Here is a 12121-nt window from a genome sequence, read left to right as displayed (position 1 = left end):
AAGTTAGGACGCTAGCTCATCCAGTTTATTTGGGCTTCAGGATTCCATTTAGTCGTTGTCTTTTTATTCTGTGTCCAGAATTCTATAGAACTACGACCTGTAATATCACCTACACCAAATTTTGATTCGTTCCAACCTCCAAATGAGAAAGGTTCTCTTGGAACTGGAACGCCAATATTTACACCAATCATTCCGGCACTTGCGCGCTCCATGACTTGTTTAGCAAGTCCACCGCTCTGTGTAAATACAGCTGCTGCGTTTCCATAATTAGATCCATTTTCAATTTCGATCGCTTGATCTAGATCTTTTGCTCTTATAATGGAAATAACAGGTCCGAATATTTCTTCTCTTGCGACAGACATATCAATAGTTACATGGTCAATTATAGTAGGCCCCACATAAAAGCCTCCTTCTTTTCCAGGGACTGTTGCATTCCGTCCATCCAATAAAATAGTAGCACCATTCCTTTCTGCCTCGGCAATATATCCTTCGATACGTTCTTTTGCTTCTGCGCTAATAACAGAGCCTAAGTTTTCTCCTGGAACAATGGCTTTTGCATCTTCTACCATTCTATCTATAATGTGTTGTATTTTATCTACACCGACCATAACGGAAGCAGCCATACAGCGCTGTCCTGCACACCCCGACATAGATGCTACTACATTTGATGCTGTCATCTCAGGATTTGCATCAGGTAATACTAATAGGTGATTTTTAGCACCACCTAAAGCTACACATCGTTTTAGGGTAGCAGTCGCTCTCTTGTATACAATTTTCGCAACCTTAGTAGATCCTACAAAAGAAACTGCCTCGATATTAGGATGATCGCAAATAGCTTCTACAACTTCTTTTCCTCCGTTTACTAAATTAAAAACACCATCGGGTAACCCTGCTTCTTTTAAAAGCTCAGCCATTCTAACAGTGCTTAACGGAACTACCTCAGATGGTTTCATGACCATCGTGTTTCCTAATACTAATGCATTTGGCATGGTCCAATGAGGGACCATGTTCGGGAAATTAAACGGTGTAATAGAAGCGACAACACCTAAAGGTTTTCGTTCAATTCTACATTCTACACCCTTACTTACTTCTTGAATTTCATTTACCACAATTTGAGGCATAGAAACAGCAAACTCGCAAAGCTCCATACTTTTCTCTACTTCTGCCTTAGCTTCTCCATAGGTCTTTCCGTTTTCAAGTTGAACTAATTGAGTAAGTTCATCCATGTTTTTTTCGAGTAAGGTTCGGTATCTAAAGAAGATTTGGACACGTTCTTTAAAAGTCATTCCTGACCAGGTAGGAAAAGCTGCTGTTGCTGCTTTTACAGCGGCATCTACATCACTTGATGTTGACAATGGGATTGACGAGATTTTAGAACCATCTATTGGGCTTAACACATCCATAAAGGATTGCCCGTTTCTTTCAAATTTACCGTTGATAAAATTCTTAACTTCCGAGAGTGTTTCACTTACATTCATAATCAAAGGGACTTCATTAAATTTTAAACAAAAAAATAAGAATGCTTCAAAAATCAACGTAAAAAATTGATGATTTTCTAGTGCACCCTTATCAAATATATAAAATTAATATTTATTAACCTATTTGATTGTTATAATGACAATCTCTCTGTAGTCAATTTAGAGTCTTCCAAACCACAAAAAAAGCTTCATTAAAATGAAGCTTTTTTTGTTTTATTATTTTTTTAGTTTAGGCGGTATTCCCTTTTTAAGCCAGTTGTAATAATCACCTATATCCGTATACTGTTTTGGTGGAGCTAATATTTCCAGGTCCGTGTTTAGCAATACATAATAGGGTTGTGAAGCTGTTTGAAAATTAACTATTTGGAAAGTTGCCCATTTATCTCCAATGGTTCGAATTCTCTTCAGATTTCCATTACTTCTTATAAACTCAAATTGTTCCTCTTTGGGCAATTTTTTTCGATCATCTACATACAAGGAGATCAAAATATATTCTTTCTTCAGGATGTTGTATATAGCATCATCACTCCATACATTTTCTTCCATTTTTCTACAGTTTACACAGGCCCAACCTGTAAAATCTAAAAGTATGGGTTTATTCTCTGCTTTTGCGACTGCTAAACCAGCGTCAAAATCTTTGTAGCAGTTTAATCCTAGTGGACATTCACTTTCTTGCTGATATACACTATAGAATTGAGGAGGAGGAAATCCACTTAGTAATTTTAAGTTCCATGTTGGGTTTTTGAGAGTCCCAGGAATCAAGTATATGATAAATGCAACTGTTAGCACTCCAAAAGACACCCTAGAAAAACTTAATTTTTTATCAGGTCCATCATGCGGAAACTTAATTCGTTTAAATAAGTACAAAGCCAATCCTATAAAAAGAACGATCCAAATTCCAATGAACACTTCACGTTTTAAAAGACCAAAGCGAACAACTAAATCAGCATTGGAGAGGAATTTAAAGGCAAAAGCTAATTCCAGAAAACCTAGAACTACCTTAGTTGTATTTAGCCAGCCCCCAGACTTAGGTAGGGAATTTAGCCAACTAGGGAATAGTGCGAATAAAGCAAAGGGTAATGCCAATGCTGCTCCAAAACCTGTCATTCCTGCTGATAGTTGCATTGCCTGATTTCCTGTTGCGTTCAACGATCCAGCTAGCAAAGAACCAAGGATAGGTCCGGTACACGAGAATGAAACAATGGCCAAGGTTAAAGCCATAAAGAAAATTCCTATAAGCCCGCCTACACTAGAAGCTGAGTCCATTTTATTTCCCCAAGAACTCGGTAAGGTAATTTCGTAATATCCAAAAAATGAAAAAGCAAAAAAGACCAGAATTGCAAAAAAGAAAATGTTTAACCATACATTGGTAGATATATCATTTAAAATATTGGGATCTAGCCCATCAATTAAATGAAAAGGAACACTTAAAAGTACATATATTAATATAATAAAAACGCCGTATAATATTGCGTTTGTAATGCCCTTTGCCTTGTTTTTTGATTGTTTGGTGAAAAAAGACACGGTTAATGGTATCATTGGAAATACACATGGTGTTAACAGTGCTAATAAACCACCAACAAAGCCAAGTAGAAAGATGTATAATAAACTACTACTTTCGTTACTTTCCTCTTCTAAAAGATGTGTATTCTTTAGGTCCAATTTCATTGCATTGGACAGCGTGATACTTCTTTCTGATATTTCTACAGGTTTTTCTTCAACAACTGCTCCATCTAGGGAAAAAGTATAATCGTCGTCAAAAGGAATACATACACCACCCACTTTACAGACTTGATAGAACAGGTTCAGTTTTATAACCGTAATGTTGGTATTTGTAAGTTGAATTCTCTGCGTTAAAACAGCTTTATATTTAAAGAAGATCTCTTCTTTTTCCCAAACATCGCTGTACTCTTTGTCGGTTTTACTTTCCTTGGCTTTTCCTATTAACTTAAAATCAGGTTTTTCGTCAACAGCCGATATTTCCAGTGGTAGGGAAGCTCCTTCAGGGTTGTATTGAGAATATAGATGCCAATTTTCCAAAATAACTGCAGAGAAGACCAGATCATATTCTAGATCTGAAATCTTTTGAACAGAGGTTTTCCAAACTATGGGTTCCTTTTCTGTTTGAGCATAGGAGGTAATTGTAAAAAACAATACAAGTAAAGTGATCAATTTCTTCATTAGGATCTCGTAATTTTTAATATACTTTTTGTTGATTTGGAAACACTAAATCTTCTATCCTGACGCATGCCTATAACCCAGATAATTGTATCCATAGCATCCGTTAATAGCCAAACATTTTCCTTGTCGATTAAAGACAACTTACGGTCTTTGAATAATTGACTTAGCTTTTTAGTTCCTTGCATACCTATAGGACAAATATAGTCGCCATAACCCCATTTTCTTACATGTAGCGGGAAGTTTAACAAATCTTTATCCACTAAGATATCTACGCTGCTTTTTATCACTTTTTCTTTAGTAGCTTGCATATGAAGTGAGATCGGGATGTCTATTTTATCCATAGTTTCAAGAATCTCATATACTTTATTTTGCGAAACTGTTGCTTCTGTTTTCGTAAGCATTAAAAATTGTCGATCTTTTAGAAGTCGATATTCTTTTGCAAATACCTGTTTGCCAGATTGAGCAGATAGCAGGCTTACGACGTCATTCCACTCTGTAAATCCGTATTTTTTTAAGACCTGATATAGATACGCTTTAGGGTAAGATAATTTTAAAATTTCGTCAATATTCATTTTTAGAATACCCAAATTATCTTTCGTAATTATATTTTCTGACACTTTTTGGATCTCGGCATCAATCATATCTTGACTTTCATTTAGATGTTCGAGTGTTTTCTTGAACGAATCTAAGATGTTTGGGTTGATATCCTGCAAAACAGGTAAGATCTTATGACGAACTTTATTCCGTATATACTTTACGGAAGCATTGGATTTATCTTCTCTCCACTCTATACCAGTTTTGATGGCAAACATGGTAATTTGATCTCTTGAAAAAGCCAGTAACGGTCTTACAATGTTTCCGTTGATCGGAGGGATTCCAGTAAACCCTTCCAACCCACTCCCTCTAGTAAGGTTGATAATAAATGTTTCTAAATTATCATTGGTGTTGTGGGCTGTAAGCACGTATTTCAATTGGTGTTCCTCTAAAACTTTTTGAAACCATTGATAGCGTAATTCTCTAGCTGCCACTTGAATCGACTGTTTGTGATTCTTGGCGTGTGTATCCGTATCGAAGGAAGTAGTACGTATTTTTTTTCCTAAACTCGATGCCAATTCTTGCACAAACTTTTCATCATCATCGCTCTCATTACCTCTTAATTTAAAATTACAATGTGCTAAAACAAAATCTATTTCCAGTTCATTACAGATGTGAGTCAATACCACGCTGTCAATACCTCCAGAAATAGCAATAAGTACAGGCTCATTCCGTAGGTATGGAAAATGATTATCTAAGTGTTCTTTAAATTGCTGTAGCATGGGATCAAAAATAGCCAATTTTGTCTGTATTTGGGCTAATATGTTGGTTCTGATACTTTTTTGGTAAGCACCATCTTCATTGCTTTCGCCTTTAACAAACATTCTTCGTATTCTTTTTCTGGAGTCGATTTGGAGGTTATAGCCCCACCAACGGAAAAAGAAACGTAGTTGTTTTCTGCATTATAGAGAATACTTCTTATAACAACATTGAAATCGAAATCACCTTTTGGTGTGAAATACCCTATAGCCCCAGAGTATAATCCTCTTTTTGTTTCTTCTAATTTCTCAATAATTTTCATTGCCGAGATTTTAGGTGCTCCGGTCATACTGCCCATAGGAAAGGAGTCTCGTATTACATCAACAGGATGTACATCTTGTTTTATCTCAGAGGTTACGGTAGATATGAGTTGGTGAACTTGTTTAAAAGAATATACTTTACATAACTCTTCCACGGTCACACTCCCTTTCTTTGCGGTTTTAGCTAAGTCATTCCTAACAAGATCAACAATCATAATATTTTCTGCTCTCTCTTTTTCATCTCGATACAGATCCGCAGCAATTTTTTGATCATCAACGACACTTACCAAACGTTTTGCTGTTCCCTTTATGGGTTGAGAAATAATTTTTGACCCTTCCTTTTTTAGATAGCGTTCTGGTGATGCCGAAGCTAAGAAATGATGCTCTTTTTTGAAGAAAGTAGCAAAAGGAGGTTCAGAAATTTCATTTAAGTCTAAGTAGGCTTTAACGGGATCTAACTTGCAGTCCTCAGCATAAAATTCCTGGCAAAAGTTAGCTTCGTATATATCACCTCTATGAATATGTTCTAAAACTTTTGAAACTTTTTGGTAATATTCATCTTTATGGATTCGAAGTTTAATATTCACCTCAGAAGGTGCAGATGCTGTTGTATTTGTCTTTGTTAAAATCGTTTCAAAATCCTTCTCGATTTCATCATCTACTATTTTTAAATATTGAAACTCTAACGTATTTCCTTTTAAGAAAAGGATCTTTTGTGGCTGAAAAAAGAAGAGATCATCAAAATGAAGTCCATCAAAGTTATTGGAAGATAAATTCTCCGTATCATTCTTTATATCATAGCTTAGATATCCAAAAATATAATCCTGCGTAATGGTTTGAAATTCTTTTAACTTTTCAAAGGCATTTTCATAATCCGTTTGTATAGCAGTAAACTCTTCAATAGCAAGTACGGCATCAAAAGAAGAGTAATTCTGATCATAATCATTCGAATCTAACCATAGGGCAACCTCAAAACTATTTGACCAATACAGAAGGTTCTTTTTAAGCTCCTTCATATTTTGTATTTGAAATGTTCTAATCGTCCTTTGCATCATCAATAACTATAACTTTTTAATCGGGATTTTAACGCTAATTCCTGTTTGAACATCTGGTGCATTATTTAATCGTAAATCTTCTTTTAGGTAAATAGAGATTTGATAGTTATGTTTTCCATAGGTATATATAAAATTCCAACTTGACAAGTTTTGATATAATTTTTCAATACCATTTTGCCAACCAGAATGGATTTGGCTCCATAAACCTATCAGATAATAATAAGAAGCTTCTCGTTTTTTATTGTATCTGGTTTGGAACATATAATTAATTCCAAAGGAGTGATAATTTCCCTGAGCAGTGTATTTTGTAAACTCCAACATTCCCTCAAGGCTCCCTAAAAACTGATTGTTTCCTAGATCGATAACATCTTTAAAGTTAATCAGGTTCTTTCGCAAGACTCCAGCTCCAAAACCAAATCGAAGTTCATTATTACTTTTCAATAACCATTTCTTAATTACATTAGATGAAAAACCAATATCTATTGAAGGGTTAAATTTAGAGGTATTGAGACCCATATGTGTTCCCATATTTACATAAATATTCTTTTCATGGTTAGACAAGAACTCAGGGTAGTAAAAATGATTTAATTCGATACCGCTAAAGATGAAATCTCCGTTTTGTAATTCTAGCACTCGACCATTTCTATCAGTGTACTTTACATTAACTTGATTTAATCCGTAAAATTTCCTTCCGAAAGGATCTTCGCCTCCTGCAATATTGCTGTGAAACCATTCTAAACTCTGATCACTGGTAAAAAGAGAAAAAGGATAATTTCCTTTAGTAACCAAGTACGTTCTAAGCGTTATTCCTAATTCATGATTCTCTGCTATTTTTGTATTGAAATCAAACCGAAAACCTTTATATACAGCATCAATAACGATATTCATATACTCTGCAGGAGTAGTTGCTTGATCAACAAAAGTAAATCTTCGATTATACCATATAACCTGACTTAATTCCTGTCTGACAGTTTCATCTTTAGGTAAGTATGTTTCCACAAAAGGATGAAAATTGTTACCGCTCTCCATAGAGAACCTAAATGAAGATTTTTTGGGAGGCGCAATCTTAAAGTTTTGATGGATACGAGCACTAAACATCCCAAAATGATGCGTAGAGAGCAAACTAGGTTTTTCAATACCATTTTTAATAGATATGGTATCTCTCTCTTGTCCAAAAGAAATGGAACATACACACAATATGAATGATAAGAGTAGTGCCCTAAGCATGAAATAAAAGTACGGTAAACTTTGAGATAAAAAAAGGCAACTGATATCAGTTGCCTTTTGTAAGATATATTTTACTAAGCATTTAATGGTTGTCCATCCCAAGCCGCTTTAGCTGCTTCCTTTAAAGCTTCTGAGTACGTGGGGTGCCCATGACAAATTCTAGCCAAATCTTCTGCCGACGCTCTGTATTCCATAGCTACTGCAGCTTCCATAATTAGATCTGCTGCTCTTGCCCCAACAATATGTACACCTAAAACTTCATCAGTATTTTTATCAGCTAACACTTTTACAAACCCATCGATATCCATACTTGCTCTAGATCTTCCCAAGGCGCGCATTAAGAATTTACCAGATTTATAATCGATACCAGTCTCTTTTAATTCTTGTTCTGTTTTACCTACAGCAGCAACTTCTGGCCATGTATACACAATTCCAGGAATTAAGTTATAATCGATATGTGGTTTTTGTCCAGCGATAAATTCGGCAACAACAACTCCTTCTTCTTCTGCTTTATGTGCCAACATAGCTCCCTTTACAACATCACCGATTGCATAAATATTGGAAACGTTTGTTTGTAAATGATCATTAATCTCTACCTGACCTCTTTCGTTAACTTTTACACCTACGTTTTCTAACCCCAATCCTTCAGTATATGCTTTTCTCCCAACAGAGACCAAACAATAATCGCCATCAAATTCAACTTCCTCTCCTTTTTTGTTCGTTGCTTTTACCACAACTTGATCTCCAGTTCTTTCAACAGCTTTTACGCCATGACTTGTAAAGAACTTAACTCCTTGTTTCTTAAGCACCTTTTGTAACTCTTTGGAAACGTCAGTATCCATACCCGGTACAATTTTGTCCATATATTCAATAACGGCCACTTCTGAGCCTAATCGTTTATATACTGAACCTAGCTCTAATCCAATTACACCACCACCAATAACTAATAATTTCTTAGGAATTTCCTTCAATTTTAAAGCTTCTGTAGAAGTAATGATTCGTTCTTTATCAATTTGAATAAACGGTAAAGATGAAGGCTTTGAACCTGTAGCAATAATGATATTCGTTCCTTCGATTGTTTCTTCAAAACCATCATTTTTTGACACTTTCACATGTGTCGCATCAACAAATGAACCTAAACCTTCATATACATCAATCTTATTTTTGTCCATTAGGTACTTAATACCACCAGTAGTTTGCTCTACAACAGCAGCTTTTCTTTCTACCATTTTCCCAAAATCAACTTTTGGGGCCTCTACACTAATTCCATGCGCTTCAAAATTATGAATGGCATCATGATAATGATGAGAAGAATCTAATAGTGCTTTAGATGGAATACATCCTACATTTAAACATGTTCCTCCTAAAGTGGTGTACTTTTCAATGATGGCTACTTTAGAACCTAATTGTGATGCTCTTATGGCAGCAATATATCCTCCAGGGCCTGAACCAATAACGATTAAATCGTATTTCATTTTAATAAAATTTTATAGATACAAAAGTACGGATATTTGTCTAGAAAAATCAAAATTTGAATAGAATTGCTATCTTTAAAACTTAAAATATTATTTCCATGAAAATTATTAAAAAAATACTCGTTTTCCTATTGGTTGTTTTTGTAATCATGCAATTTTTTGGGCCAGATAAAAATCAAGGAGAGCTTAGCTCTTTAGATGCTTTTTTAGCAGAAGCAAATCCGCCAGAAAATGTGAAAATGATTTTAAAAGAAACATGTTTTGATTGTCATAGTAATGTGACAAGATATCCTTGGTACAATAGGATTACGCCCGTGAACTATTGGATTGATGGACATATCGATCATGGAAAAGGAGAGCTTAATTTCTCTAAATGGAGTTCGTATTCTTTAAAAAGAAAGGAGCATAAAATGGAAGAGGTTTGGGAAGAAGTAGCTAAGAAAAAAATGCCATTAGCATCATATACTTGGACACATTCAGATGCGAACCTTACTCAAGAACAAATTGATATCGTAGTGACGTGGGCAAAGAAGATTCAGGCAGATTATAAAACGCAAATGAAAGCTAATTAGTTGAATCTTACATCCGCAAAACAGCATATTTTTATAATAGGCTCAGTATGGGTAGAGCCTAAGTCGTCTGCAGCAGGAAGTAGGATGTTACAACTCATTGAATTGTTTCTAACTCAAGGTTGGGAGATAACTTTTGGAACGACATCTAAAAAGAACGCGAATTCATTAGATCTTATCGAACTTGGAGTCAAGGAAGTTTCATTGAAATTAAATGACGAGAGTTTTGATCACGCAATATGCAAATTATCTCCTTCCATTGTAGTTTTTGACAGATTTATGACAGAAGAGCAATTCGGCTGGCGTGTCATGGAGCAATGCCCTGGAGCACTTAGGATTTTAGATACAGAAGACTTACATTGTTTGCGTAAAACCAGACATGAGGCGCTTAAGAAAGGAATAGTATTTTCGGAAGAGCTATTGCTAAGTTCAGAAATAGCAAAACGAGAAATAGCTGCTATGTACAGATGTGATTTTTCTTTAATCATTTCAACCTACGAGCTACAACTATTAGAACAAACATTCAATTTGGATACCGATTTGATGTATCATTTGCCATTTTTATATCCTAAAATTGATCAAGAGAAAGAACAGTTATGGAAATCTTTTAAAGAACGAGAACATTTTATTTCAATAGGAAACTTCCTACATGCACCAAATACTGATGCAACTATTCAATTAAAAAAACATATTTGGCCACAGATAAGAGCAAAATTGCCAGAAGCAGAGCTTCACATATATGGGGCGTATCCTACGCAACAAGTGCTGGAATTTAATAATGAGAAAGAAGGGTTTTATGTTCATGGCTTTATAGAGGATGCAAATGAAGTTATTGAAAAGAGTAGAATTTTATTAGCTCCGCTTCGTTTTGGAGCCGGGATAAAAGGAAAATTAACCGACGCTATGTACAATGGAACCCCTTCTGTAACCACAACTATTGGCACTGAAGGAATGCATGAAGAATTGGAGTGGAATGGTTTTGTTGAGGACGATCCATGTCAGTTTGTTGAAAAAACGATACAATTATATTCAGAACAAGACATCTGGGAGCGGGCACAACAGAATGGAGTAAAAATTATAAACTCTTTGTATGATAAGCAAAAACTAGATAAGGCGTTTGTCAGTCATATTACGCATATTCAAAGTAACTTGAAGGCTTTTCGGAAGAAAAATTTCATTGGAAGCCTGTTCCAGCATCACACATTGCAAAGCACCAAATATATGAGCAAATGGATTGAAGAAAAGCAACGAAATCAATCTATAGGAGGTACATAATCTAGCGGCAATGTTTCTGCCATTTTTTCAAAACCCCAATACCCTTCAAAAAATATATCTAAAGGGTTGATTACTTGACCTGTGCGCAAAATATAAGGATATGGTTTTGTAATGACCAGGGCCGAGGTCTGAGGACCAGGAGCCTTTTTTCTGCCAAAAGCATAGGTGTTTATGAAATTGATCTCCTCTTTTTCTTTGGTATAGATGATACTCAAGTAATCTTTAAACACAAGAAACGTTTTATCTTTTTCTTTTTTTATGATTTTATTATAAGGCACATTTTGTTTGTATAGATAATCACTAAATTTTGGTAACCTCGATTTTCTCACTGTTATAATAGCAGAGTCCAAAGCCGTTTTGGGGTTGATAATCTTTTTTGGAAAACTAAATGAAGTTCTTTGTGATCGAATAACTTTTCTAGCATTTTCAATTTCTTTATCACTAGGTCTATTTGGATTTTTAACTCTCCTAAATTGATTGACTACAAATCCATCTTCGCTTAGGTTTGTGGTCAATAAAGATTTGAAGAAGTGAGTTTTTGAACCTTGGTATGCCTTCAATCTATTTTTTTTCCATTTCCTTTTTTTGGATCTACTACCCTTTAAATCTTCGTATCGTGTATAGCCAACATAAGTGATCTTTTCTGGATCTCTAGAGAAAGAAACCAAATCGTATGTTACCAAATACCCAAGAGCTTTATTTTCTATTTTTAAAGGAACTTTGGCAAAAGCTTCTAATTTCATCGTTGTTCTATCAAATTCAAAGTGTAGAGCCTTGGGGTTTAAAATCTTTACATTTTTGGAAAATGCACTGGTTCCGATAAAAGATATTTCAAATTGTGCTAAATTATGTTTCCAAGCTTGGTCGTATATCGTATTCCTTAGGACAATCTCGTCAAGAAGGTTTGCTTCCTCTTTCATTTTAAAGATCAATGGGGAGGCATAATCTTCGGTATTTAGATCGTAATTGATAGTTTTAAAACCGAGAAATGAGACGATAATATCGTATCGTCCATGGCTTACCTTTAACTCAAAATTACCATTACCATCGGTGGTAGTTCCTATAGATGAATTATTGATATATACGGCAGCACCTTCCAAAGGAGTGCTTTTTGAAGATACATTTCCTTTAATTGTTAGTTGAGCGTGAGATAATTGAACAACTAATAGGAATAGTATGTAGAGCGTCTTTTTCATTTTTGATATTTCTATAAAAATAGAAACAAAATGAATAAGAGCGTAATTTTAA

At 35.0% G+C, this 12121-nt stretch carries 9 protein-coding genes; 2 read left to right on the top strand and 7 right to left on the bottom strand.

Annotated features, from left to right (window positions below; translation table 11 throughout):
• Positions 1-11: 11 nt before the first annotated feature.
• From RQM59_RS01390 to lpdA, 6 genes are all read right to left on the bottom strand, one after another.
• The gene (locus RQM59_RS01390; protein ID WP_349240265.1) at positions 12-1478 is read right to left on the bottom strand and encodes a CoA-acylating methylmalonate-semialdehyde dehydrogenase; all 1467 of its coding nucleotides are present in this window, start codon (positions 1476-1478) and stop codon (positions 12-14) included.
• A 216-nt stretch (positions 1479-1694) separates the two neighbouring features.
• The gene (locus tag RQM59_RS01385; protein WP_349240264.1) at positions 1695-3659 is read right to left on the bottom strand and encodes a protein-disulfide reductase DsbD family protein; all 1965 of its coding nucleotides are present in this window, start codon (positions 3657-3659) and stop codon (positions 1695-1697) included.
• Complete coding sequence (gene tilS, locus RQM59_RS01380; protein WP_349240263.1) at positions 3659-5077, bottom strand: tRNA lysidine(34) synthetase TilS; 1419 nt, start codon at positions 5075-5077, stop codon at positions 3659-3661. Before tilS ends, RQM59_RS01385 begins: the two co-directional genes overlap by 1 nt.
• The gene (pabB, locus tag RQM59_RS01375; protein WP_349240783.1) at positions 5011-6324 is read right to left on the bottom strand and encodes an aminodeoxychorismate synthase component I; all 1314 of its coding nucleotides are present in this window, start codon (positions 6322-6324) and stop codon (positions 5011-5013) included. The genes tilS and pabB overlap by 67 nt, the downstream gene beginning before the upstream one ends.
• A gap of 9 nt (positions 6325-6333) precedes the next feature.
• Positions 6334-7554, bottom strand: coding sequence for a hypothetical protein (locus RQM59_RS01370; RefSeq protein WP_349240262.1), 1221 nt, complete (start codon positions 7552-7554; stop codon positions 6334-6336).
• Between the two features lie 74 nt (positions 7555-7628).
• Positions 7629-9029 carry a dihydrolipoyl dehydrogenase gene (gene lpdA / locus RQM59_RS01365; protein WP_349240261.1) on the bottom strand — a complete coding sequence of 467 codons (1401 nt, stop codon included), beginning with the start codon at positions 9027-9029 and terminating at the stop codon, positions 7629-7631.
• Positions 9030-9127: 98 nt separating this feature from the next.
• Here lpdA and RQM59_RS01360 point away from each other — a divergent pair, with 98 nt between their 5' ends.
• A complete protein-coding gene (locus tag RQM59_RS01360; RefSeq protein ID WP_349240260.1) occupies positions 9128-9601 on the top strand; it encodes a heme-binding domain-containing protein in 474 nt (157 codons plus the stop codon).
• On the top strand, positions 9602-10873 hold the full coding sequence (locus RQM59_RS01355) for a glycosyltransferase (protein ID WP_349240259.1): 1272 nt from the start codon (positions 9602-9604) through the stop codon (positions 10871-10873). It abuts the gene before it with no gap.
• Here RQM59_RS01355 and RQM59_RS01350 read toward each other — a convergent pair.
• A complete protein-coding gene (locus RQM59_RS01350) occupies positions 10852-12069 on the bottom strand; it encodes a carboxypeptidase-like regulatory domain-containing protein (RefSeq protein ID WP_349240258.1) in 1218 nt (405 codons plus the stop codon). The genes RQM59_RS01355 and RQM59_RS01350 overlap by 22 nt on opposite strands.
• Between the last annotated feature and the right edge of the window lie 52 nt (positions 12070-12121).

Source organism: Asprobacillus argus (genome assembly GCF_032248395.1).
Lineage (GTDB): Bacteria > Bacteroidota > Bacteroidia > Flavobacteriales > Flavobacteriaceae > Polaribacter > Polaribacter argus.
The sequence above is the reverse complement of the archived record's forward strand: the minus strand, read 5'-3'. Positions and strand labels throughout refer to the sequence as shown.

Coding starts and splice junctions, on each gene's coding strand:
- RQM59_RS01360 (WP_349240260.1), top strand. CDS start 9,128: ATGAAAATTATTAAAAAAATACTCGTTTTCCTATTGGTTGTTTTTGTA.
- pabB (WP_349240783.1), bottom strand. CDS start 6,324: ATGCAAAGGACGATTAGAACATTTCAAATACAAAATATGAAGGAGCTT.
- tilS (WP_349240263.1), bottom strand. CDS start 5,077: ATGTTTGTTAAAGGCGAAAGCAATGAAGATGGTGCTTACCAAAAAAGT.
- RQM59_RS01385 (WP_349240264.1), bottom strand. CDS start 3,659: ATGAAGAAATTGATCACTTTACTTGTATTGTTTTTTACAATTACCTCC.
- lpdA (WP_349240261.1), bottom strand. CDS start 9,029: ATGAAATACGATTTAATCGTTATTGGTTCAGGCCCTGGAGGATATATT.
- RQM59_RS01390 (WP_349240265.1), bottom strand. CDS start 1,478: ATGAATGTAAGTGAAACACTCTCGGAAGTTAAGAATTTTATCAACGGT.
- RQM59_RS01350 (WP_349240258.1), bottom strand. CDS start 12,069: ATGAAAAAGACGCTCTACATACTATTCCTATTAGTTGTTCAATTATCT.
- RQM59_RS01370 (WP_349240262.1), bottom strand. CDS start 7,554: ATGCTTAGGGCACTACTCTTATCATTCATATTGTGTGTATGTTCCATT.